The organism is Vibrio halioticoli NBRC 102217 (assembly GCF_000496695.1).
GTDB lineage: Bacteria > Pseudomonadota > Gammaproteobacteria > Enterobacterales > Vibrionaceae > Vibrio > Vibrio halioticoli.
Map to the genome: position 1 here is coordinate 1 of NZ_BAUJ01000054.1, position 25008 is coordinate 25008.

Consider the following 25008-nt stretch of genomic DNA (forward strand, 5'->3'; position numbering starts at 1 on the left):
ACCTTAACTAGTAACAATTTGTGGAGAGATGGCTGAGTGGTCGAAAGCACCGGTCTTGAAAACCGGCAACCGTTAATAGCGGTTCTAGGGTTCAAATCCCTATCTCTCCGCCACATTTAAAGCCCTGATTTATCAGGGCTTTTTCCGTTTCTGAGTCCCTGAAAACACTCTGGTGAGTCAATCAGGTGAGTCAATGTATCTATATAAAAGTCGTCATTGCGTCTATTTCGTCCGCGTTTGTACCCCCAAAGCACTTGTACAACAAGGCTATCCGTTCGACTTTAAATTCAGTCTAAAAACCAAATCTCGTCCTATTGCCATCAGGCGAAGTGCGCCCATTATTTCTCAAATTCTAAAATCCCTAGATAATGTGGATATATCTAGGGATTCACCTAAAGAAACCAAACAAGCAATACTGAGCTCTGTAGACTCACTCCGAAATTCATTTAACGACTCTGGGGTTGAGCTTCACTCTTTTTCATCTCAAACAGATACAAAGCAACAAACCGTCAAATCAATTAAGCAAAACTTTGCTCAAGGGTATCGTTGGCAAGAAGATTTCATCACGTCGAAACAAAAAGCGCGGATCACACACCTAACCGTCCATCAGTTAAACAAGCGAACCCTTTATTTCCTTGATTACTTCAAAAATAAAAAAATCGGTATTACTCAGATCACCGCTTCGGATTTGATGGAGTTTGGGAACAACCTACAGTCATGGGATAAAAGCGCCAAAACCAAGAAGGACTTTTGGGGGGCAGCAAAGCAATTTTTGAAATGGCTCACTCTAAAACAACACCTTCCCCGAAACCCTTTTGAGGGGTTAACTGTTACGTTTAAATCTGAGAAATTTGCATCTGAACAAAGAGAAAAATGGTCTAGTAAACAGATTAAGAACCTGCTCTCTTGCTCTCAGTTTAAACAAGCATCACCTTCTATGCAGTGGACCGTGCTTCTTCTCATCTATATGGGATTGCGCCCCACTGAAGCATGTCAAATATCAGTACGAGATATAAGCATCGAATCCGGTATGTTTGTCCTATCCATCACCGATGAAGGGCAATCACAGAAACTCAAAAATCATCATTCTTTAAGGAAAATTCCAATCCATAAGACCTTGCTCCAAAGTGGTTTTATTGACTTCGTCCGACAACAAAAAAAGGCGGCAAAGTCTCAGTTATTCGACTGGACCCCCACAGGGAAAGACAAGGATTGGACTAAGTTATTCCGAATTCAGTTTGGCAAAATTCAATCTTCTATTGAAATGCAACCGAAACAACGACCTACCGCTTATGGTTTTAGGCACACCTTTATCGACTGTTTAAAGCAACAAGGCATTGAAGAATATCAAGTGGCTGAAGTTGTAGGCCATGCCAATCAAAATATGACTTTTGGTCGATATGGGAAGAAGCTCTCAATGAGTAAATTAAAGGCGGTTATCGATGTTTTCAGCATCGGTGATTAAGTAAATTCAAGAGGTGAGTGTTGCGTTTCTTTTTCGATGTAACACGATAATTCGCCTTTTTGAACTGACCTACACCACTCCGAAGCAGCAGTACAACGCTGTTGCAGTCGGAGATGACAATGAAAAATTCAACTTGCCCGTTAGACAAATACAATAAAATCTTAAAGGCATCGATCAAAAACTCTCACAAAAAATCCACTGCAACGGGTTATATCAGTAGCCTAGATATCATTTGCAATGAATTGAAACGCAATTATGTATTTAAAGACTTAAAATACAGCGATATTGTATCCCTCATAACCGATTGGCAGGACCACTACAAAAACAAAACCATAAGTAACCGACTGACCATACTAAGAAAATTAACCTTAATGGCGGCCAACGATGGTTTTCTACCTTCGGATCCTTGTGAACATATTATTGGGCTAAAACCCGATAGTGTCTTAGAAGAGAAAAAGCCGTTCACTACTGAAGAGTTTCGTCGAATGGAAAATACACACACACAGTGTCAATCAGGCAAGAACCTTGCTTTGCTTCAACGATTAGTAGGGCTTCGTATCCAAGAAGCCATTGCTCTTTGCTGGAGCGATATCAATTTTAAAGAACGCCAACTCAATGTTCGTCGATCTCGAACCCTCAGCGAGTTCAACGCTCCAAAAACAAAACAATCAACACGTGCGTTAGTTCTGACAGACGAAGCTATGCAATTATTAAAAAAGCAGTTTGAGATCACCGGAGCTAGACAGGCTATTGATATTAAAATTCAAGGGATCAGCAAGACGTCGTTTACACGGCATTCATTCCAACCTGTTTTTATTGACGATCTAACGAGAAATCCTTTTACTGACAGCAAGGATTATTCCCAAAGATTTTTCACTGAATTTTTACAAAAAGCAGGAATTGAGCATCGAGGCCCCTCTCACTTACGCCATTCATTTGCATCTATAGCGTTAAGTGGTGGCGCTCCTATCAAGCTTATCTCTGTGATGATGGGACACGTAGATACCTCCGTCACTGAGAAGCATTATGCTAAATGGCTTCCTATCTCTGATGAAGATACTCGCTCTAAATTAAGTGCTGCACTTTCGATTCATGACAAGCCAAGAGATACCTCTAAGCAACCACAAAAAGCACCTCAGCATTCGTCCGATGTCAATATATCATCGAGTTCAACTTGGACTTTTATAAAGTTGGGGATAAGAATGGTTGGCCTTCTACCTAAGCTAAAACCACAGCGAGATGAGTTTAGTTTACCGATATAAGTTTAAATATGATGAGCTAACTTTCATTTAAGTTAGCTCATTATTTACAATCAAAAGTGTGCATTAGCCCAAGCGGGGCAAGCACTTTAGCGAACACCCTTACTTGATATCATATCTTTAGTGCTCATCCATCAATGAGCCTTTAATGACCATAAAGGGAGTTTCTATGTCTACACCCATTCAACCTATTGCAATGCTCACCATGAACAATATCTTACGTGATATTGCTCAAGGCTCACTCACTTTGCTACTGCCAATAAAAACCAGTACCAACAATGACACTAATGACACCGACCGCATGGTAAGCCTTATAGCCGGTTTATCTAACCGTGGATTGGTCACTAAATCGATTGATATCCCATCAAGGACTCTCGATGTGATTTTTGGTTTCACCGTACAGTCATTCCAAATGACAGCTTTATGTATGGACGACCAAAAACAGTGCTATGCGGTGTTGGCTTCAAAGGGTCACCAATACCAACGCCCTGAAAGCCTGCAGCTACCTGCATGGGTGAATACAACACAAAACATGTCTTTCGTATAACGCAATTTACGCGCTTTAAAAGACCAGCAGTATTGCTGAAAAACACAAAAACGCACTTACACGTCATGTGTGTAAATGCGTTTTCTATGTTTAGGCTGTTTCCGTCCTCACTTCATCCTTGGTGGTTTTGGTATCGGAACCTTGAGCGATAAATTAGCCTGCTCCACAAAATAAACCAGTACCCGATATTTTTCTTTTCGCACAGTCTGTGATTCATGCTCTGTCCTGCGCCAGTAACCAATCAAGTGCTTGCGTCCTACACGCTCTATTTGCTCTCCTAAGTTCTTCTCATGCTTAAACACATCATCGAATATCTCTATCAGTCGCTTGAGCTGTTTTTGCCGATAAGCAATACCTGGCTTCTTATAGTGACGCATCACCGCGTGTATTTGGCGCACCGTGTTTGAATTCATACAGACCTCCTCATTAACAGGATGAAGAGGTACATCAAAAGCTGAGTATTCAAACTAGAGTTATGATTTTTGTGTGCGTACACAGGCTAACCTATGTACGCATTGCTAATGCTAAGGCGATGATGCCCTAGAAGCTTTGACAGCCCTAATCGCACCTCTTTATCTCGATGTTTGGCTTCGGTGAGGCTGATATTGAGCTGTTGTGCTAAATAGGTGTGATGAGCCTTTCCATGCTCAATATGAGCCTGTACAGGAGGCAGAGCGCCCATACGTTGCTTGTAATACTCACACGCATAATGCTTGCGTTCACCATGGGTTCGATACCCACAATCAATGCGTTGATGCTCTCGCCATACTGCTGTTTGAAAAGCTTTAAAACTCATATCGATAGGTACAAGATTGTCATGCCCTGTTTGAGACTGCAGCTTCGCGCCTCGCTCTAAGGCCGCTCGCTGACTGGGTGCATCGCAAGGCACATCACGTTTCTGCCCGCCTTTAGTCCCGCGTTCAATGGAAATTTCGGCCTTGTCCTTCAACTGCTGTAAAGCCTTATTACAATCCAATAATGACGCTTCTCGCATTCGTAATCCAAAAGCCCGTTGTAACTGGGCAAGCACCGCAACCGGCTCACTCGCATTGGACACAATATAATGATGCTCTTCTGAGCTGGCCGAATGGTCTGTGGTTGCAATGCCTGTTTTAGAAGGGTAATCCAACTCTTTGGTTGCCAATACTTTGACTGCCTTATCTCCCCTTGCTTGAGCCAAACACACATTCACGTGACTTAAATAATCTCTAGCAGAAGCTGCGCTGAACGTGGATTCGGATTCAAAGCGCTCGCGTAAATGCTCACCAAATTGCAGCACATGGCTTTTTTCAATCTGATTAAGACGTTTAACGTCCGTATTTTCTTTTAAAAAGGCTGAGAACGCACGGCAGGCAGGAAGCCTTGCTAAGTGGGTGTTGTTTTTCACCCCACCGAGTTGCTCAAGTGAGGCATTGATTAAGCATTTGTCTATCTGCCTTGAACCCAAGCCAAAGTTAGGTTTCGTAAAGGCTCTCACACCACTTAAATGGTAGCCGCTGTATTTGGTTTTACGCATAGTTACACTCCTGTTCAATGTCAGTTTAACTAGCGTCAGCTTTGTTCTTTTGCTGGGGGTGTTTACGGTTTTTTCTGATTCAACATAGCCGTTGATGCGCAGAAGGATTTCACTTCTGTATCGATCAATGATTTACGCCTTTTTAATTACCCTGAATGCTTCTCCTGATAGGAGTCTGTGGCCTTATTGCATGCTCATTCAGTGATGGGTTAACCGCTCCCTTCTATTTTAAGGTCGTGGGCAGTGTCGCAGCCTCGGTTATAATAGATAGCGTTGTTGGCATCAACTACGGCTTATTGCGTCCTCTATCTATGTGCTATGTCATGTGAAGTTAACGTACTCTCTTGGTGGCATTGGGATAATAACGCCAAGCTATTGCTGCTTATTATCACTCCAAGTCTCTGTTTACGTAGCGTCACTTCCGAAAACTTTTTCTCGCGATGTCAGTGCGTGCTTGCAGTACAAGGGCTGAGGCCCACTATGGCACTTCGTCTAATTTCTTGTCAGTAATTAGACGAAGTGTTGAATCCCTGCTTATTGCACATCTGGCTCGTCATCAAAGACTTGCCCACCGACATCAATCGAAACGTTTTCCGTTAGTTTCATTTTTTACGCTCAAATTTTCCTTATTTTGCCACTTAGCTTATGCGTTATTCGCATTTCTATGTGCACTCTTGCACCATCACTAAGAGTAGGAGAAATCGGTGGCCTAGAAGAGTGTGTTGAGGTTTTATTATGCGAACTGATGACGGGTAGCAATGAGAGATATTGACAGACTAAGCCAATATTTTCATTGCGGCATAGACGAAAAAGAAAAGCCACTCCGAGATGAAGTGGCTAATAGCAAGGCAGAACTAACACTGCCTATGTTTAAGAATGAGTAGCGATGCAAAAGTATCGGTCTATCTTGTGAGTGACTCTCGATACTCACTCCTGCATCGCCTTACACTTAAGTAGGTCTATTCAGATTATTGTCATTCTGTGTTGCGCTTTTTTCTTTGCGTCACATCCGCGAATACATGACACAAGAAGTCATGTGAGACAGCGCCTTTTTCCAAAGACCTCTTATTTAGTGCTAAATCGTCGTGTTAATAGCAACCCGAATAGCCCTAAAAGGCAGAAAGAGACACTACCACCCGAACTTGATCCACCTTGCGAAGAATCTTCATCAGCACCATCGTCTGAGTCTGGAATTTGTGGAACCTCTGGCTCCAATTCCGGCTCTTGCGGTAAGTCAGGCTCTTGAGCCTCATTACCACACCCAGGCAACGACGGATTATCATCACACGTCTCTACACAATCAGAGTGTGAAGGGTTTTTATCACAAAAAGTAGGATACAAACGAATCGTTAGTGGCTTATCAGCAACATCTTCAATACCAAGATTAATAGATGCCTCCACCACGGAGTCGAATACAAACAGGTTTCGTTGGTTTAGTACCAACTTCACCATACAACCCGCTTTTGGCTCTAAAACTCCTGCACAATCTTGCTTAACCATCAAGAAATCATCGTAGGAAACGCCTGCAGCATCAATCTGACCATTGAGCGACTCAAAACCCCCACTCAATTCAACAGGGTCTAGCACAATAACTGTGTCCGTAAAGTTCTGAATTGGGATCAGGATTTCGTGTGAATCACTACTTTCTGACTCAACAGTGATGCCCATATCTGTTGGATAAACAACATCATCCACATATCGAACAATACTATCCATCAAGTAACCCAAATGACTAAATGAGGCGACATACACCTCATCGCTGCCACTAAACACTCCAGATAACAATTCTGACTGCGCTACAATGTTGTCCATCTCTGCATTCATATCACTAAATACAGACACATACAGCTCGTCTTCTGGCGTTGGGTTTCGGTCTGAACCAAATAGGCCACCGTAAAAGTAATCACCCCGAATAATCGGAGAGCCACTATCACCTGGGCCTACGCCCGGAAAATTATTTCCTGTATTCACGCCAATCATATCGGCCTGTGCTGAGGCTTGAAAAGTACACTTCTCAATATCTTCAGAACAATACGGGCCACGCAACGAACCGATATTCGCAGAGCGAGCCTGCGTTAACGGGTATGGGCGGTATAACTGAAAAGTTGCTTCCATCAACGTACTCGGTGTTGACCCCGACGCACCACCATATGCTGTACTACCCCAACCACGAAACGTAAACGTCTCACCCGGCTTAAGGAATTGCTCCCCAGTATGATGATCGGCTAATGGTTTCAAGATGCGGCTACTTTGGTGAGGTATCGGCTCATCCAAAATAATCAAACCCCAGTCACTGTCGTTATGAGAGTTATGAACAGGATTATCTTTCACCTCCTGATCTCTATCATCAAGAAAGTGAGGCATCGTTTCAAATAGATTACGCCAATACGCTGCCGTATTAAAATCCCTAACATCCCCCTCAAATGCATGAGGGAAAAGAGGCTCAATTTGATTATTGAACATCGGATCTAAGTAAGCCCACCAATCCTTATTGGTTTCATGAGTCCTTACCTTTTTTAGCTCCCCCGAACGGTCATAAACCGCATCTGGATCACGCACATCTATACCCTGATAAACCTTAAGGGAAACGGTATACGTCCCATCAAGGCAATGGCTAGCGGTAAAGATATACTTACCACCCACCAGCATCCCGCCACATGTTTTGGTGCTAATACCGGTATTACCTTTTAAAACGATTCGCACGAGATGGTTACCATAGTCGTTAACCGAAGTCTCTGTACCATTGAAAATCGCGCTTGCCGAGAACGACACTAGCGACAAAGCTAAAGCGGCCGAACCAAATAACCTACTTATAAATTTCATCATCCTACTTCCATCGATTAAATAGACTAAATATAAGAATCTAATACTCAAACTAGAGAGCACTTAACATAATAACGATCGCTTTGAGTTGAACTCTTATCTAAATAATGCATTTAAATTAACAATCACTAGAAAATATTTAATACCTATTTACAAATGGAGTATCAAGTTAAGGTTTATGACAGTGAAAATCATATCTAAGAATAAAAAATCGAATAACTGAACTTGAAGGGAATAAATAATCGATTTACGAATATAAGTACAAATAACACACGAAAACAGACTATTTAAAAAGCAATAATATTAGTAAGGAAATGTAAGTCTAAATTTAATTGTGAACCAAGACATACTCTAATATTCAGCGGCTAGTATTTTCTTATTATTCACAATGACTGGCAGAGTAAACTTTCTATCGTGATGATGAAGCCTTTTGGAGAATGAGTAGCAATCATAAAAATAATGTGTTGCCACACGGTAAAACACTGACCCTTTCAATTTCTCTTTCAAATACCCCTACCTAGTGTGACTGCAAAACGGCAGTGAATTAACCCAGTTTAACCACACGTAGGGATAGAGCCATGGAACAAAATATAACAGCAACGCCCGTTGCATCTGATAATACTGCGACCGTAGAGAGTAGCCAGGTACAAGAGACGCTGAAACAAGTTCGGCATCACTTGTATCAAGTAATGGCTCCGAACTGGAAAAGCGGTTACGTCACGGAAAAAGTCATGTATCAGTTGATGAGTAACCGATTGGGGTATGAGTTCAGTATCGAAAATGTAGCAAGTGTTGAAGAAGGACGAGCAGCTTATCGCTGGGCTCAGTACTTTAACAAGATGTTTGAGGATGAGCGCCAGATTATGAGTAACTGGTAACTCCCCCTATATAACGCAGAGGCATTGTCTCTGCGTTATTTTTTTGCCACTGACCCACACTCAATTATCACGATTAATATCGGAAGTCATAAAAGAAACTTAACCTGAAAATGATTGGTTTCGTTTTGCCTTACCTAAAGTGTAAGCCCGTTGGGGGCTACTAAAAATTATTTACCATAAGCTAAGGCAAAAATATGAAAAAAATTGAAATGGTCCAACTCATTAACGAGCTTGAGAGCGATATACATAATCTTCAGTTTTTCACGGCAAAAATAGAAAAACGGCTCTGCAAAGTTCGAGCTGAACTTTTCGAAGTGATACTGTTGAGCAATAAGGATGATGAAACAGAAACTAAATCGAGTTCTAAGTAAAATATGTATTTTGTCTTAAACTCAAGTCTTGAAGTGATTTAGCGATATTTCATCAAAAACAAAGAACCTACCCATTCATATGCGGTAGGTTCTTTTTTAGTCGTAGTTAAGGAGCTCTTCGTAGCTTCTTTTTGTAATGTGCTTATTCAACTCTTGGATTCAATATCGATTGAAGCTACCGCTTCCTATGGTTAAATCAGCTACTTACCAAACAGGCGTTATGTCTACCAAGATTTAGCTAATTGAAAAGCAGTTTTACATAATCCCGAGCCTTCCCAGAAAATTACTAGCCACCTTCCTTTAAAGCCATATATCTCTCGGGACAAAATGTCGAGACTATGGCTAACACTTGCTAATCTTAAAATAAAATCAATCATTTATCGCCACTATATGATAGTGACTATCATATAGTGGAAGCTCAATTCGCAATATGCGTAATACAGTACGTGCAGTGAATATGGGGTTGAACTGATAGCTAAAAAAGGGGGGCTAAGGCGCTTCTGTTCCGGAATTTGGCTCTGTAAAACGTTTCTAGACAAAGTGATTAGTAGTTCGCCGTTCATTGCTAAACTATACGAAATGTTGCTCTACCAGACTGAGGTCAAGCTATGCGGTACTTTAGTAAGCTGTACATAATGAAGATCAACAAGCTTCTTTATCTCGCTACGATTAACGATCTTCCCTTCAGTGTCGTTCTCGATGTTCTAAAAAGCAGGTCTGGCACTAAGCAAGATAAGCGCGATAAAAGACGAAATGGTGAGCGTATTGTTTGGAGTGAAGCAAGCATAAGTAGGGATTCGGTGGCTTTTCCTTTGGAAACCTTAAAGGGTAAGCGCTTAACTTCTCTCAGTGTGTGACTCACTGTGGAGCATTTTCATGCGTTAGAAAAATACTATGGTCAATGCCCTAAAAATATCGCAAACAAGAGAATTACTGCACTTTCTGAAGAATGAGCATCGCTCAAAATTATTTCGAGGCAAAAGTACTTCAGAGGGAGACACGCCACAGGGATACCACAAAGTACTGGAAGTCATTAGTAGAATTGAGCTTGGTGATTTATCTTAACTAACGTCAGAGAAATTAGGGAAATTCAATGAAAGCACCAACCTTAGATAGCATAGAGTTCAACTTCAATGATTACGCCTTCGGCTTAGATCGTTACGTCATGGGTATCTGGGAGCTACAGATGTTAAGGTTTCATGTTCTTGATGAACAACTCGATTCTTCCCTAGTCGATGAAATCAATAGAATTAATCAGTCACTTGGTGTTACGGTTATAAGCATTGATTTAGTTGAGCTTACCGACTTATATGCTGAATCTGAAGAGCTTAATGAGGCGATTGAGCACAGTGAGCATTCAAAATGGCTTTGGCTTCATGGCGTCGATGCTTTGAAAGATACTCATTTTGCTGGATGGTTACGGTCATTGTTGACCGTTCGCACGGTAGAGAATGTGCGAGTTGTCTTTGTTGCGCATTCTCAAAAGGATCTTCACGCGGTATTTCATGACATAAAAGCTCCTTTTTTCAAATCGACAATACCCTTAGATGTCGACTTTGATACGTAGATAAAGCAATGTTTCGCAAGCATAAGTTACAAGCATAGTTGCCCCGACACGTATCTGGACTAATCCACCACATGTAAAAAGACGAACCTCATATACCATAGCATTTAGACTGAGCTTTACCGTCATAGAACAATAAAGTTCAAAACTCACTTTTGGACAGAACCTTGTCAGTTATATTACTAAATTAGGATATAACGGATTAGCTGAAGTATGGGAAAGTAACGCCCAATTAACGGGAAAATACTGTTTGACTATAATTCTGGAACGCAGTGACAAAAGCCAAATAGTATTTGTCCTGTTGAATTGCTTGTTAGCTGCTTGATTTACATTGCGAATTATCTATTTTGATATTAGATAATTGCTTGCCGTTTTTGCCATAGTAACTATATGTAGCTTCAATATTATTTTTAACGAAAAATGACATTTCCTTTGAGGTACAATAATTGTTAATTAGCTGAGGCCACATGTTATTTTGAAATATTGAGCTATCAATATCCTTTGCTTCATATTTTACCAATGTATATTTATAAACAACCTTTCGTTTGATGGCAAAAGTTGTATCAAGCCTTGTTTCCGCGTCAATCATCATTGGTAACTGCTTATTAACTTCTTCAGAAATTTGCTTTAATCCACTTTCAATTTGAGCATCATGTTCACCATCGAAAAAATTGTCAGTTTCTAATTTACCAATTACCTTTCCTATACCTCCTGCAAAAATCGTAATAACAATTACACCCAATACACCTAACGCTTTCCATAATGATTTCATAACTACTCCATAATGATTTCATAACTACTCCATAGTATTGCAGCTAACGCCGTATTAAGGTGTGAACAACGCAACCACGAAACCTAACAATACCACCGTAAACACTGAGCTCAACGATGGAATAAAAAATGCCAAGCGTTGAGAATCCCCCTTAAATGCTTTGTTATGTTAATTTGTTGATAATATCAGAAAATGAATTTAAAGTATGTCGGGTTATCGTATAGCTGTGTAGGCATTAGTGACTCATCAAGATATAAGCGGAGGTCAATACGAGTAAGGTTCTTCCTATGTACCTTAAAATTAACCGATTCATAAAATGTTGCTAGAGCCTCTTTGGAGATCTCACTATCTTCGTCAGGTTTTGCCGAAATTTCTATACACGCTTGAGGACATTCAGATTCAATTTTTTGAATTGCCGCTGTTAGCAGGTTTCGCCCAATTCCTTGCCCTCGTAACTCAAGTAACACATCGAGGCGCTCAATAGAGTATACACGATTATCTAAGTCATTTTTTCTCCACATACAGCAACAATCTCTAGGATATTCTTCAAGATAAGCATAGAAATCACCATGTTCTTCTCTATAAATAATTTTCATACTTTCTCTTTTACCTCAAGGATTTAAACTCAAATACTGACAATGAACCCTGTTAATTTTAGCAATTATTATACTGAGATGCCTTATAAACATAAAGCCTGCTAAGGCGTGAGTGAACGTGTGCTATGTTTGAGCGATAGCGAGTTCGGCACACGTTTACGAATCGCTCTTAAAGCGTTTGTTATGAATACTTTATCGACACAGTTTCATGCTTTCGACTTTTATTTGTCATCCAGTAAAGACCTACTGCAGCCATAATTGAAATACCAATGACACTCAACCATGTAAAATCATACCCACGAGAATCAATAAAGAAACCGATCAATACAAAGCTAGGCATTACTAGAACACTTCTTAAAGTGCAACTCTAACGCTATATCCAAGTTTATCTGTGAGTAATAATATAGGAAATGGAATAATAAAATTCCCCATTCCTAAAATCATTCTCGTGGCAGCTAAATAGTAAATATTCGCAGGTAAGCCTCTATAAATAGATATTGATGATAGTAATTTTTGAATAATCCTTTTCCTCTATTGACTAATTTTCCGTGTATTCATAACATTGTCAATAACAGGTCTGCCTGTTTTTCTATTTCGAACTTTCATTAAAATTACCATTACTTAATGAAATGCATATACTTCACATTTCACATTTCACATTTCACATTCTGTCTTTACATAAAAACGAGCATGCGTGTTATCACTTTTTAACAATGCGCGTTGCCTTACAAAGAAAAACACTAATCCTATAACTAACAATAACTTATTAAAGTATCTATCGAAAAAATGAGACTAGGCTTTTGGCAAAACAAGCCATTTTCATACTTAAACGGGATTCAAGCTCAATGAACTGTAAAAATTCACAAAAGTTGGATGCTAGAGCGCCAAGCAAATTTGGCCACATAGTTGGATGGTTTGGCATAAGGTAAAGTAAGTTAAATGCCAAGCAGAATGTTGTGCAGAAAAACTAACTTAAAACACAATGGGGCATTTCTGAGTTACGAAGCGCCCGCTGTGAAGGATTTGGACATAAATGAGTTATCTTACTCCCTTTAAGTGGCGGATTAAGACAAGGAAATAAATCCAAGAACTCATTTAATTTTTTAAGATATGAGTTTTAAACTCATGAAATAGTTCAACAAGATGAAATGATATCGAAGCTATACTGTATGCTAGCGTGCATTTTAAATGTACACATCATTTTTAGTTGGTAATAGGTCATATGACAGACAATCCACTTGCAGAAGCTCAAAGGGAATCAGCAGGGGCAAGTACCTCCGGGAAATATGGTTTTCAAGTTCATTGGGCTTTATGTGCAATTATTGATAAACATAAACAGAAAAAAGAATACGCTGTTTTCGTCGAGCACCACGAAGATGTTGTAATAGCAAACTCATTAGAAGCTGATGCAGCTCAATTTGAGTTTTATCAGGTGAAAAATGTCGGAAAGCCATACACATCAGGAGCATTAACTAAGAGAGCTAAAGGCGCGAACAGCACACTAAAGAGTTCTGTGTTGGGTAAGCTTCTCAGCTCTTGTATTGATACTCAGTATGAAGACCGAATCACGACTATCGGATTAGTGTCATCAAGTGGTTTTAGCTTAGGAATAGATAAAGACCTTAAGCTAGACGTTATTAAGACAGGTGACATTGAGCGCGCAGAACTAGGACACTTAACGCAAGCAATTCATAAAGAGCTCAATATTCTTTTGATACCTGAACACTTACACTTTATTGTCCCTGAAATTCAACTAAAAAATCAAGAAGACTACGTAGTATCGCGTTTTGCTTACCTTGTGAACAGTTTATTCCCTGGAGCATATAGCAACCCAGTGGACATTTACCGAGCTGTAATTGATGAGATGGGACGACTGAGTCGTTTAGAGTATGACTACAAAGACTGGGAACGGCTAATAGAAAATAAATCATTGACTTCTACCAATGTCCAAGAAGTGATCACTGTGCATTCTAGTTATTCAGGTATCGATGATCTGAAAAACGAGTTTAATGACCTTGTAGGTGAGTTGAACTTAGGTTCTAGACAACAACGGACTTTAAAACGCGACTTTGCAAAGCTTGCCTTAAGTCGTGCCGGTTTTATGAGTGCGTTGGATATAGAGGTCACTGAGTCCTTTAGAACTTCCTACGGCAAAGTAGATGCAAGCCAATTTAGTGATGACGCGAGTCATGTAAATGCCCTAGTTCAACAAGCACAAAATGATGGTCTGCTCACAAAGATACCCGATCAAGACAAGCTAATACTTGAAGTCATCTACTGCTTATTAAAGGCTTAATAATGCAAAAGAATTACAAATTATTGATTAGAAATCTTAGGAAACACAAAAATGAAAGGCTTGCAATTTCAACGTCTAGTTCTACTGTCCGATTCGAAAAAACTGGCGAATCAGTTCACGTTTCCGAAGAGACTCAATCTCGTTACCGGAAACGACAATAGTATTGGTAAATCAACACTAGTAAAGAACCTTTTCTGGGCTTTAGGCTGTGACCCTCACTTTGACAAAGACTGGAAGTCAAATGACGTTAAAGCCATTTTGTATTTTAAAATTGACCAACGTGAATACATTGTTAGCCGTTATGCAGATGGCATATATTTTGGTCGCAAAGACGAAGCGTTAAAGAAATATGCAAAAATAACAGGTCAATTTGCACAAGATTTTGCAGAAGAAGTCGGTTTTGATCTTATGTTGGCAAATAGAAAGGATGGGCTAGATTGCCCGCCTCCAGCCTTTTACTTCCTCCCATTCTACATTGACCAAAAGAAGAGCTGGGATCAACCGTGGGGAGGATTTGAAGGGCTTGGCCAATACAGTAATTTCAAATCTACCCTCATTAAGTATTTTTGTGGCTATCTATCCAACGAGCATTTCGTGCTTGAAGAGGATAAATTTGAACAAAAGACTATTGAACTAGAAGCAAGCCAGCAAGTAAACCGTATTACAGAAGCAATCAGCGTACTTGACGAAGTAGCGCCAGAACAGACTATTGCTGTTTCTCAAGCAGAGTTAGAATTTATTCAGCGAGAGATTGAAGAAGAACTAACATCCTTTTCAGCTCGCCAGTCAGAGCTGTTTGAGAAACAATCAGCGCTAGTAAATGAAATCCATGATTTAGAACAACAACATCTTATTGCCAGTACTTCAGCAAGGGAGCTCGATGAAGATTATACTTTCGCAGTAGAGAATGTACCGTCTGACTCTCTAGAATGTCCTTTATGTGGTGTTGAGCATGATAACTCCCTACTTAGTCGTGCTGGTCTTTTAGCTGACAAAGAAGCCCTAGAGCAGCAAACGAATAGTATTGGGGCTAACCTTCAAGAAAAATATCAACAACGTAAAGAACTTGCCGAAGAGTTTAGTTTCGTTGCCTCTGAAATCGAACGAATCAATGAAAAGTACTTAAATGAGGACGCTCCAGAAAATAAATGTGAAAAGCAGCAGGCATTTGAGCAGGTACTTCATGCCGTATCACAAAAGAACGTAAATAATAACATCATTCCAAAAATGGAAAATTATCAGCGTCAGTCCCAGCAGGCAAAAGAAAAGCAGAACGATATCAAAAAGGAGCAAAGCCTACTTCTCAACAAAAAACAGAAGGACGAGCTCGACGAGTTGTTTATGGGTAATTTAGTTGAAAGCATCAACGCAGTATCTGCTACGGGTGTGAATCTTGATGGTGTCAAAGCTCCAATGGACTACAAGAAGATCCTAGGTGGAGGGGCAGCTGAAGGAACGCGAGGCATATTAGCCTACCAGCTAGCCGTTCTACGCCAGATTGACAATGCGAATCATTGCCAGCTTGCTCCATTTGTTATTGATACACCTAACCAGCAGGAACAAGCAAAGCATCGATATGAGCAAATAATGGGCGTAGTAAGTGACAACATCCCAATAGGCTATCAAGTAATCTTATGCGCAATGGATAACGAAGCCTTGTCTTCGTACAAGCAAGATGCTCATATCATTGAGCTAAGCGACAACCGTCTACTCCACAGTGACCCATATATCGAGCTTCGTGCTGAGTATGAGCGAGTTGTGTTAAGCAATAGATAAAATAAAGGCTACCATCGGGTAGCTTTTTATTTTTTACAGCGTTTAGCTAAATCGTTTTGGGGCAAAAGCTTGTTAGACAGATACTGTCCAACATTTCTGTGGATATGAACAGCCTTAGAGAAAATATCTTTCTCTAAAATATCCAAATCCCTAACTTAACTATTTCTACCAATCCCTAACAATTTTAGAGCGTAATATTGCGCTCTAAAATAGGGCTTGCTAAGGTAAACAATAAGGTGAGTCAATCACAGAGCCTATCTAGGCTCAGAATAGAAATTAGTTCATTAAAATCAGTGCTTTAAAGTTTACGTTTGACGGTATATTTAGGTTTCAAATCCCTATCTCTCCGCCACATTTAAGCCCCTGATTTATCAGGGGCTTTTTGTTTTTCTGGAATAAAAAATCGCCTTAATATCACTGAGGTGAGCCAATTGTACCTATATAAATATCCCTTTCAGTATTTGATACGCCCACCTATTGTTGGTTGCCTATTACCAACACCAACACCTACCGTTGTTGCTCTTTTATACCAATTCCGTTAATTTTATGATCTAATAGTGAACTCTTAAAGGAGTCCTTATGAAGCATGATTTTCAGAATCTGATTAATTCCACATCCAACGCTCGACTTAGAATGCGTTATTTAGCCGTTTCTCATTTTGTTGACGGTAAAAGTCGCACTCAAATAGCTAAGTACCTTAAAGTTAGCAGAGTAAGCGTCAATAAATGGGTTAAAGCATATCTCGACAATGGTCTTGAAGGACTTCAAGAGAAACCACACACTGGTAGACCTCATCGCCTAACAGACGAGCAAAAATCACAACTCAAAGAGTATGTTATCGAACATGCCGTAAATGAGAGTGGCGGTCGCCTTCAAGCAAAAGACATTGGGCTCTATATAGAAAGCAATTTCAGTACATCATATAAAAAGTCGGCGCTCTATCAGTTATTACATGACATAGGCTTGAGTTGGATTACTACTCGTTCCGAACATCCTAAGCAGTCAATTGAAGCTCAAGAAGCTTTTAAAAAAATTCCCAATCGAAACGATCCTTAAGATCCCAGGTCATGTCGCCTTAAAAGATGTTCAAATATGGTTTCAAGACGAAGCTAGATTTGGTCAACGCAATACAACAACGCGAATATGGGCAGAGAAAGGTACGCGCCCTAGAGTAGTACAACAGCAGCAGTTTGAGTATGCATACCTTTTCGGAGCAGTATGTGTCACGACAGGAGAAGCCGAAGCAATAGTGGCTCCCCTGAGCAATATGGAAGCAATGAAAGAGCAACTCAGATTAATTTCTCAAGCCACACCCGCTGGCAAGCATGCTGTTGTGATCATGGATCAAGCGAGTTGGCACCAGAGCTATCTTGCAGATGAGTTTGAGAACCTCACCATCATTCATATCCCACCCTATTCTCCCGAACTTAACCCTATAGAACAGGTATGGAGTTGGCTGCGTCAAAATGAAGTAGCAAATAGGTGCTTCGAAAATTATGACGATACTGTAGAGACACTATGTAGAGCGTGGAATCGGTTTTGTGAAGATAAAAGCAGAGTCATCTCACTCTGCTTTAGAGACTGGTTAAACTTGATAAGTTAATTAACGGAATCGGTATTAGATTGTGACTTCAATGATATTTGTATTGTGTAGGCGTTTGCGTAGAGTCAAAAAACATAGCGTTAAAAAAAACCGCTGATTACAGCGGCTTAGTGGGTTCTTTTCTTTGCCTACTTTCCTAGCAGAAGCAGTGCCTTCTGTGAGACTTCGTTGGCGGCATTGGTGTAGTTTTGTTGATGCAATGCATTGGCGAGTTGGCCATAGTCGTGGGCGCTTGGGCGCAGTTTTAAGGCGGCTTCAAAGTAGCTTTGTGCATCAGACCATTTTGCTTCTAGCATCAGGATCTGGCCTATTACACTGTGTAGATCGCCGTTATCAGGGAACTTCTTATCTAGTCCTTTAAGGTGCGTCAGTACTGAGTGCCAGTCGGTGATGTTTAATGTTGGGTAGACATTTAATATATCGGCGTGCTGAGACTTCTTAGTCGCTTCTTTAAGAGCGGTAATTGCTGTTGAATCTGCGCCTCTATTTATAAGCTCAGAGGTAAAAGTCACAATAACCCTTGTTTCTGACTTGATGTTCTTCGATAAGCTATCCCAATACTTCACTATGCCACTGACACCTTGCTGGTTAGCCAGTTCGGTAATTCGTCCTGCGTGGGCTTGTACTAATAGGGTGTGATATTCCGTTTTCGTCACTCCCTTAGCTCGCTTGAGGACGGGGAGTAACTCTAATAGAGGCTGCCAACAATTAAGCTGGATATAACAAGTTTTGAGTAGATTCAGCAAACGTGGGTTGGTTGGGTGATCATGTCTTAAGCTAGATAGCACATCAAAAGCTGTGGCAAAATCAGCCTCAGCCATGGCTTGTTTACCTTTGGTTAGGCCGATAGCAAGATCGGAATTGTCCTGTTTAGCCGCCAGTTCAAAATACTTATCACGTTTATCGTGATTGCCTAACTCATGTGCCGCTTCTGCCGCCACTAAGTAACACAGCAGTGGCATATCATGTGAGTTAGACCAACGAGTCACTTTCTTTTCTGCGGTTTGCCAGTCACCTTCGATGAGCTTAATGATGCCTTCGTTGGTTAGGCGACGGGCTTTTTTCAGCTTACGATTGCTAAACCAATTCCAAGTGGCACTAGAGGCTCTAAGAGAGCGCTTAATTAAGTATTCACCAAGAAACAGCGCTACTAGAGCACCAATGATAAAGATGACTAGGGTGGTTACGCTCATCTCAATCGTATAGTTGGCGAGAGAGATAAGGACATAGCCTTGTTGACCGGCATACTGCGTGCCGACAGTTAGGCCAATACCGAGTGCGATAAAAACAAAGAGTAGACGGATCATTTGTTTTCCTCCGCAACGATGGTGGTTACTTCACGGCGTAAGCGCTCACGAATAATATCGGCAATCAACTGGTTAGTTTCTAGCTTGTGTGGGTATTCTAAGTCGACTTTAACTTTTGCTAGATCGCTCAGTGATCGATCAAACTCTTGTACTGATTTTGCATCTTGATCGAGGTAAGTTTGGCTCCACTCAACCGCAACAGTCAGGCTTTTTTGATAGATTTCTTCTTGCTCTGAGTAGGTGGCTTTGATAGCGGTTTCTAACTTGGCTTTAATGTTCTCTCTCAAGTAGAAGTGTTGCTGAGGTGAAAGCAAAGGTACCGCACTGCCATCTCTAACACGGAAGGTAATGAAGTGTTCAGCAAAGTTCTCTAGCGAGGTGCTTAAGTTTGACTTCCAGTCTTGGATATCTGTCGATACATGCTTTTGTGCTTCCTCTGGTGCTTCTGGAAGAATGGCATTTGCTAGTGGTAGTTTATCTACTTGCTGTTGCAGTGCGATTAACTTAAGCGCAAGACCATCTTTATCGACTAACGGTAGGCTACGAAGCTCAGTGATATCATTGGCCATTGCTTTACGCAGTGGAACTAGGCTTGGGTCATTGAGCGTTGCAATGCGCTGGTCGGCGGCTTCCATTAGTTTGGTTGCGGTGACTAAGTCATGTTCCAAGAAGAGCTTTCTGCCAGCCAGTTTTACTAGGTAATCGGCTTCAGCGAGTAGCCAGTCATTGGGACGGCGTCCTTTAACATCTGCAATGGCCAGTTGCAGGCTTTCAATGCTTTTTTGCTGTTGGCTAATTAATACTTCGGCTCGGTTAACTGCTTCATTTGCCGTTTGTTCACTGGCTTTTTGGGTTTCTTGAAGTTGGCTGTTGAGCGTTTGTTGAGTGCTTTTTAGCTGATTTGAAACCGCAGCAAGTTGTTGCTGTAAGGTTTGATTTTGTTGATTGATATAATAAAAGCCAGCACCTGCTGTGAGTATTGAAATGATGACAGCAGCAATAGCGAGTCTTTTCGCCGGCTTATTAGGCTTTGCTTTTTCTTTTTTTTCTTTCGAATTGGGTGTGGTTGCTTTCTTTGGCTTAGGCGAAGCAGGAACAGAGTTACTCTTGTCAACTTGAGTGTCGTTATCGAGTTTTTTGTCGTCAGTCATTATATTTTCCTATGTAATTCGCCCTGAATACTATTAATGATGGCTTGGTTTGAAGCGCCGTTAATGTTGCGCACTTGAGTAAAGCCGAGCTGTAATGCTAATTGAGCGACTCTTTCACTCGGAACTATCAGCTCTAAAGAGTGTAACCAATTTTTACTGTGGGTAGGTATTTGTTGTGTAAAGAATTTTAATTGTTCGAAACTAGTAACAATTAGATGGTCTATTCCTGTTGACTGCCAGTGCTTAACTTGAACCTCAGCATCAAAGTTTGTCCAATGTCGAGCGTAGCTTTCTATATAAGCGGTTTCTGCACCTAGCTGTTGTAAGCGGGCAAAAAGTAATTCTCGGCCACTGTCTCCGCGCAATATGGCCACCTTTTTACCTTTTAGATCATAGGTAGCCAAAAGCTCAAGTAACCCTTCGCTATCTTCTGACGTTGGCGATAAGGTTGGTTGTTGAGTCAATTGTTGTAAGCAAGAGGCGGTTTTTGAACCCACCGCTAAATAGCGAGCACGTTGCGACCAGGGGTTATTGTGTTGAATAAGAGCTTGGTGAGTAAAGCGAACGGCGGGCTGGCTAACCGCAATAATAATATCGCATTTAACTAGGAACTCTAAGGATGAAGCCGCTAGATGAGAAGATTGAAATGAGACAACAGGGCAGCACTCAGAGGCTACCCCTAAATTTTTTAAGGCGCGATACAGTTCTTGTGCTGCAGGTTGAGGTCGAACTATAAGCGCCTTCATGTCAGTTAACCTTGACTATAAACTTCGCTCAGAATTTCTTTTGCGCCCAAGCTTAATAGTTGCTGAGCAAGGTCTTCACCCATTTTGACAGCTTGTGAGCGTTCACTGACGCTTTCTGCTCTAATGATTTCAGTACCATCGGGTTTACCCACTAAGCCTCTTAAGTGCAGTTTATTATCAGCAGTGATGACGCAGTAACTGCCGATAGGCACCTGACAGCCGCCTTCTAAGGCAAGGTTCATTGCGCGTTCAGCAAGGACACGATCTGAGGTATCAGCGTCATTGAGTGGTTTAATTAGGTCTAGCACTCGCTGATCATTGATGCGACATTCAATGCCCACTGCGCCTTGTCCTACCGCAGGAAGAGATTGCTCTGGCTCAATATAGCTTTGAATACGCTGTTCTAGTTTTAGTCGTTTAAGACCCGCTGCAGCCAAGATAATGGCATCGTATTGTCCATCATCTAGCTTACCTAGACGAGTACCTACGTTACCGCGAAGCTCTTTAATGATGATATCAGGACGCGCGGCACTAATTTGGCATTGGCGACGTAAGCTACATGTCCCTACGGTTGCGCCATGCGGAAGCTCATCAATAGAGTTATGGGTGTTGGAGACAAAAGCATCTCTAGGATCTTCACGTTCACAAATTACCGCTAACCCAAGCCCTTCAGGGAAATCGACAGGTACGTCTTTCATTGAGTGAACGGCGATATCAGCACGTTCTTCTAGCATGGCGACTTCTAGCTCTTTTACAAACAGCCCTTTTCCACCCACTTTAGCCAGTGGGGTATCTAAAATGATGTCGCCTTTGGTCACCATAGTCACTAGTTCGATATCGAGATCTGGGTGAACCTCTTCTAAGCGAGATTTCACATAGTGAGCTTGCCAAAGAGCAAGAGGGCTTTTTCGTGTTGCAATTCGCAGAGTTTGTTTTGACATAATGGGGCTAACTAAATGAAAGATGAGTTGATTCTATCACTGCTTGATATAAATATTCAGCAGTGAGATTTGGGCTTGATATTACTATCGCACTTAATAACAAATTTTATGTTCATCTGTGAGTTCAGTCACGCTATTTACGCCCTAACGAATACAGTTATGTGACCTTTTATCACTTTCAGTTATTCTTCCTGCTTGTTAATTGTTACTAAATGCTAGGAGTAGGTGATTTTCTTTACCTACACCCCAAAAAGTGTTAGATTGCTCACGTTTTGTGGGGTTTTTGTGTGAAATTACATCACTCACTATTTTCATTTCTATAGTTGGGAAGTTGACTTGCAGACAGACATTCGTACATTAATTACTAGACTCGACACGCTGAACGAACAGCGTAAAAACCGTGCTCTAGGTATGATGGATGCTCAGGGTCAACACGTATTCTCTCTCATCCCGCTATTACTGCATTACAACAATCCTGCTCTTCCTGCTTATACTTCTGGCGACGTACCTCAAGGTATTTTCGATTTCTCGCCGAATGCTGACCAAAAAAACTTCCTTGATACTGCTGTTCGTGCTTGTGGCGAAGAAGTATATGAAACGGAAGGTATTGATATACTTGCTCTTTATACCATGGGTAGTACCTCTTCCATTGGGCAGAGTCTAACCAGTGACTTGGATATTTGGGTTTGTATTTCCCCACAAATGTCGGCTAAAAAACGTAGCGTATTAGCAAATAAATGTTTAAGCGTTACCGAGTGGGCACAACAGCAAGGCGTTGAAGCTAACTTCTTCCTAATGGATGATCAGCGCTTCAAAGTATCAAACAAAAGTGAAGCCATGACTGGTGAGAACTGCGGTTCTTCTCAGCACATGTTGTTACTGGATGAATTTTATCGTTCTGCCATGCGCATGGCGGGGCAACGCTTATTGTGGAGTATCGTTCCTCCCGAAATAGACGAAGACTACGACCAGTATGTTGCACAGTTGTGCCTAAGTGGCGATCTTGATTGTTCGCAGTGGCTTGATTTTGGCCAACTGAATAAGATCCCAGCAGAAGAGTATTTTGGCTCTAGTCTTTGGCAACTATTCAAAAGCATCGATTCACCTTATAAATCTGTATTAAAAGCGATTTTGCTTGAAGCTTACTCGTGGGAGTACCCTCAAACAGAACTGTTAAGTATTGAAACTAAACGTCGCTTTTTTAACGAAGATCCAGAGCTTTGTAGCGCTGATACCTACTACGGTATGCTAGAAAAAGTAACCGGATACCTGAAGAAAATCGGTGACCAAACGCGTCTAGATCTAGTACGTCGCTGTTTCTATTTGAAAACACACGAGAAGCTATCACAAGAACCTAAATTAGGTTCAGTGCCTTGGCGTCGTGAAGTGATGCAGCAGATGACTTCTAGTTGGGGTTGGAGCAAGCATGATATTCAAGAGCTTGATACACGCAGACACTGGAAAGTAGAGCGCGTTAAGGTTGTGCATCACAACCTGCTTGATGCTCTGATGGAAAGCTACCGCAACTTAATCCAATTTGCGCGTCGTAATGACATCACCTCGGTGATTAGTCCACAAGATATCTCTATTTTAGCGCGTAAACTGTATGCCGCTTTTGAGGTGTTACCTGGCAAGGTGACGCTATTAAGCCAACAAATATCCCCTGATCTACATGAGCCAGATTTGAGCTTTATTCAGGTGGAAGAAGGGCGCAGTAATCCGCAAGGTTGGTATTTATACAAACAGCCATTAAAAGCGGAACGTATCATTGGTCAGTCACCTATTGAGCATCACACCTCGTTAAGTAAACTGGTTGCTTGGGCGTTTTTTAACGGCCTAATTACTGAGTCGACGCGTTTGCACTCTGTAGTGCGTAGTGCTGATATCGATATCGACAAGCTTTATCAGATGGTGAGTGACCTAAGAAATACCTTCTCGTTGCGTAAACGACGTCCAACCATGGAAGCTTTGGCCAGTCCTTGTGAGATCAGTCAGTTGGTGATGTTTATCAACTTGGAAGATGATCCCACAGCCAAACTTAGTTCACGCCAAGCTAAAAAAGACAGCCGTAACGTCAATCTGTTTTCGTGTGGCAAAGACAGTTCTAGCATGATTGGCAGTGTTGATTTGGTTTATCGTAACTCTTGGCATGAAGTGCGTACTCTGCATTTCCGCGGAGAGACCAGTATTTTGGATGCGCTAAAAACCATTTTGGGCAAGATGCACCAAGATGCGTTGCATCCCGAATCTGTAGATGTGTTTAGCTATAGCAAAAACTTCCGTGGATTGATGCGTAATACCGTTTATCAGCTATTAGCTGAGTGTATTGAGCTTCGTTTAAAACCCGTCGAGCAAGAGAAACGTCGTCGTTTTAAAGCTATCGGTGTGGGAAGTAAAATGTACGGTTTGTTCTTTGAGCGTCGCGGCGTATCAATACAAACCTTAGAAAACTCTGTGGATTTCTATCAAAGTATTTCCACTAATAAACTGACGGGCTCACCGTTAGAAAAACTGAATAAAGAGAATGATTTCTCTTTGCCAGATATCATTGATAGTTTTGCCAGTGAAGGTCTAATTCAGTTCTTCTTTGAAGATACCGAAGGTGGCTTTAACATCTATGTACTGGATGAAAGCAATGCTTCTGAGGCTTATCATAGGTATGGTTTGGATAAGAATGAAGTGGTTGGCGAAATCAATAATTTCTATACCAACGATTTAAATGTTGAGGGAGAAAAGGCGAACTTTAACCTTCCGCAGTATTATCAAATTATCCATCAGCACGATAAAGAGAGCTTTATCGTGCCGTATCGCAGTGATAGTGAGTTCCGCTCAACACCTTCTGCTGTGGTCGGTGCCTGTTAATCAGAGGTAGAGTATTACCACTCTATCTCTTCATCTGCCTGTTTCTCACATTCTGCTTTTACTACTGTTAATAGCTCTGCGCCTGTCTTAGAGCATACCCAAGCTCCGTCTTGCAAAGAGAAATGATAGCCTCCTGATTTAGAAGCAAGCCAGATCTCACGCATAGGTTCTTGCTTGTTGATGATGATCTGCGTTCTATCTTCAAACTCCAAAGTCATGACGTTTCCAGACGTCTCAAAGTCGATATCAGCCCCAGATTCTTCAATCGCTTGCTCAATATTTTGTAGTTGTTCATCCGCCAATTGGTGAAACTCACTGTCCTTCATGCATAGTTCCTATTGCTTTTATTAATTGTGGTGCGATTATAGAGGTAAGATTAATATATCATTAACATCATCATGAAAAAAATTATCTCGCTATTGTGTTTAGGCTCGACATTGTTTCTAGCCGGTTGTGGTCAAACCGGTCCTCTATATATGCCGCAAGATGCTGGGCAGGATACGCCTGAGCAGCCAGCACAGTAGAACAGAAGTAA

The 25008-nt window shown here is 41.2% G+C and carries 22 protein-coding genes and 1 tRNA gene; 13 read left to right on the forward strand and 10 right to left on the reverse strand.

Going from position 1 to position 25008, the window contains the following annotated elements; translation table 11 throughout:
* Positions 1-22: 22 nt before the first annotated feature.
* The 4 genes from VHA01S_RS14060 (at position 23) to VHA01S_RS14075 (ending at position 3271) form a co-directional block, all read left to right on the forward strand.
* A tRNA-Ser gene (locus tag VHA01S_RS14060) sits at positions 23-113 on the forward strand.
* An 80-nt stretch (positions 114-193) separates the two neighbouring features.
* Positions 194-1465: a site-specific integrase gene (locus VHA01S_RS14065; RefSeq protein WP_023405023.1), complete on the forward strand. Its 1272-nt coding sequence runs from the start codon at positions 194-196 to the stop codon at positions 1463-1465.
* A 119-nt stretch (positions 1466-1584) separates the two neighbouring features.
* Positions 1585-2727 (forward strand): tyrosine-type recombinase/integrase, encoded by a 1143-nt coding sequence (locus VHA01S_RS14070; protein ID WP_023405024.1) that lies wholly within the window; start codon positions 1585-1587, stop codon positions 2725-2727.
* A gap of 166 nt (positions 2728-2893) precedes the next feature.
* Positions 2894-3271 (forward strand): hypothetical protein, encoded by a 378-nt coding sequence (locus tag VHA01S_RS14075; RefSeq protein WP_039971033.1) that lies wholly within the window; start codon positions 2894-2896, stop codon positions 3269-3271.
* 107 nt (positions 3272-3378) lie between these two features.
* On the opposite strand, the gene VHA01S_RS14080 is transcribed toward VHA01S_RS14075, so the two are convergent.
* From VHA01S_RS14080 to VHA01S_RS14090, 3 genes are all read right to left on the reverse strand, one after another.
* Positions 3379-3684, reverse strand: coding sequence for a hypothetical protein (locus VHA01S_RS14080; RefSeq protein WP_023405026.1), 306 nt, complete (start codon positions 3682-3684; stop codon positions 3379-3381).
* An 86-nt stretch (positions 3685-3770) separates the two neighbouring features.
* Positions 3771-4787, reverse strand: a complete 1017-nt coding sequence (locus VHA01S_RS14085) for an integrase domain-containing protein (RefSeq protein ID WP_023405027.1) — start codon at positions 4785-4787, stop codon at positions 3771-3773.
* Between the two features lie 1065 nt (positions 4788-5852).
* Positions 5853-7613, reverse strand: a complete 1761-nt coding sequence (locus VHA01S_RS14090; protein WP_039971035.1) for a trypsin-like serine protease — start codon at positions 7611-7613, stop codon at positions 5853-5855.
* A gap of 575 nt (positions 7614-8188) precedes the next feature.
* Here VHA01S_RS14090 and VHA01S_RS14095 point away from each other — a divergent pair.
* The 4 genes from VHA01S_RS14095 (at position 8189) to VHA01S_RS14105 (ending at position 10426) form a co-directional block, all read left to right on the forward strand.
* Positions 8189-8488 carry a hypothetical protein gene (locus tag VHA01S_RS14095; protein ID WP_023405029.1) on the forward strand — a complete coding sequence of 100 codons (300 nt, stop codon included), beginning with the start codon at positions 8189-8191 and terminating at the stop codon, positions 8486-8488.
* A gap of 194 nt (positions 8489-8682) precedes the next feature.
* Positions 8683-8859, forward strand: a complete 177-nt coding sequence (locus VHA01S_RS18415; protein WP_023405030.1) for a hypothetical protein — start codon at positions 8683-8685, stop codon at positions 8857-8859.
* A 608-nt stretch (positions 8860-9467) separates the two neighbouring features.
* A complete protein-coding gene (locus VHA01S_RS14100; RefSeq protein ID WP_039971037.1) occupies positions 9468-9716 on the forward strand; it encodes a hypothetical protein in 249 nt (82 codons plus the stop codon).
* 236 nt (positions 9717-9952) lie between these two features.
* Entirely contained in the window at positions 9953-10426 is a 474-nt protein-coding gene (locus tag VHA01S_RS14105) for a hypothetical protein (protein WP_023405031.1), read from the forward strand.
* A gap of 310 nt (positions 10427-10736) precedes the next feature.
* Here VHA01S_RS14105 and VHA01S_RS17915 read toward each other — a convergent pair whose 3' ends face one another.
* Together VHA01S_RS17915 and VHA01S_RS14115 are read right to left on the reverse strand one after the other, a co-directional pair.
* The gene (locus tag VHA01S_RS17915) at positions 10737-11195 is read right to left on the reverse strand and encodes a DUF8479 domain-containing protein (protein ID WP_023405032.1); all 459 of its coding nucleotides are present in this window, start codon (positions 11193-11195) and stop codon (positions 10737-10739) included.
* Between the two features lie 185 nt (positions 11196-11380).
* A complete protein-coding gene (locus VHA01S_RS14115) occupies positions 11381-11791 on the reverse strand; it encodes a GNAT family N-acetyltransferase (RefSeq protein ID WP_023405033.1) in 411 nt (136 codons plus the stop codon).
* Between the two features lie 1222 nt (positions 11792-13013).
* Here VHA01S_RS14115 and VHA01S_RS14120 point away from each other — a divergent pair.
* The 3 genes from VHA01S_RS14120 to VHA01S_RS18205 all read left to right on the forward strand — a co-directional run bounded on the left by VHA01S_RS14120 (position 13014) and on the right by VHA01S_RS18205 (position 17466).
* Positions 13014-14087 carry a DUF4297 domain-containing protein gene (locus VHA01S_RS14120; protein ID WP_023405035.1) on the forward strand — a complete coding sequence of 358 codons (1074 nt, stop codon included), beginning with the start codon at positions 13014-13016 and terminating at the stop codon, positions 14085-14087.
* 51 nt (positions 14088-14138) lie between these two features.
* On the forward strand, positions 14139-15863 hold the full coding sequence (locus tag VHA01S_RS14125) for a hypothetical protein (RefSeq protein WP_023405036.1): 1725 nt from the start codon (positions 14139-14141) through the stop codon (positions 15861-15863).
* Positions 15864-16442: 579 nt separating this feature from the next.
* Positions 16443-17466, forward strand: a protein-coding gene (locus tag VHA01S_RS18205; RefSeq protein WP_162890997.1) for an IS630 family transposase whose coding sequence is annotated in 2 segments (ribosomal slippage) — positions 16443-16897 and positions 16896-17466 — 1026 coding nt in all. Because the reading frame shifts where the segments join, the coding sequence is not laid out codon by codon here.
* A 128-nt stretch (positions 17467-17594) separates the two neighbouring features.
* On the opposite strand, the gene VHA01S_RS14140 is transcribed toward VHA01S_RS18205, so the two are convergent.
* From VHA01S_RS14140 to hemC, 4 genes are read right to left on the reverse strand one after another with little or no spacing between them, the layout of a single operon-like run.
* Positions 17595-18773: a heme biosynthesis protein HemY gene (locus VHA01S_RS14140; protein ID WP_023405039.1), complete on the reverse strand. Its 1179-nt coding sequence runs from the start codon at positions 18771-18773 to the stop codon at positions 17595-17597.
* Complete coding sequence (locus VHA01S_RS14145; protein WP_023405040.1) at positions 18770-19924, reverse strand: uroporphyrinogen-III C-methyltransferase; 1155 nt, start codon at positions 19922-19924, stop codon at positions 18770-18772. Before VHA01S_RS14145 ends, VHA01S_RS14140 begins: the two co-directional genes overlap by 4 nt.
* Positions 19924-20670 (reverse strand): uroporphyrinogen-III synthase, encoded by a 747-nt coding sequence (locus VHA01S_RS14150; protein ID WP_023405041.1) that lies wholly within the window; start codon positions 20668-20670, stop codon positions 19924-19926. Before VHA01S_RS14150 ends, VHA01S_RS14145 begins: the two co-directional genes overlap by 1 nt.
* Before the next feature lie 5 nt (positions 20671-20675).
* The gene (hemC, locus tag VHA01S_RS14155; RefSeq protein ID WP_373277910.1) at positions 20676-21614 is read right to left on the reverse strand and encodes a hydroxymethylbilane synthase; all 939 of its coding nucleotides are present in this window, start codon (positions 21612-21614) and stop codon (positions 20676-20678) included.
* 333 nt (positions 21615-21947) lie between these two features.
* Between hemC and VHA01S_RS14160 the strand changes: the two genes are divergently transcribed.
* A complete protein-coding gene (locus VHA01S_RS14160; RefSeq protein WP_023405043.1) occupies positions 21948-24473 on the forward strand; it encodes a class I adenylate cyclase in 2526 nt (841 codons plus the stop codon).
* 14 nt (positions 24474-24487) lie between these two features.
* Here VHA01S_RS14160 and cyaY read toward each other — a convergent pair whose 3' ends face one another.
* The gene (cyaY, locus tag VHA01S_RS14165) at positions 24488-24799 is read right to left on the reverse strand and encodes an iron donor protein CyaY (RefSeq protein ID WP_023405044.1); all 312 of its coding nucleotides are present in this window, start codon (positions 24797-24799) and stop codon (positions 24488-24490) included.
* Positions 24800-24871: 72 nt separating this feature from the next.
* Between cyaY and lptM the strand changes: the two genes are divergently transcribed.
* Positions 24872-24997 (forward strand): LPS translocon maturation chaperone LptM, encoded by a 126-nt coding sequence (gene lptM, locus VHA01S_RS18210; RefSeq protein ID WP_084309180.1) that lies wholly within the window; start codon positions 24872-24874, stop codon positions 24995-24997.
* Positions 24998-25008: the final 11 nt, after the last annotated feature.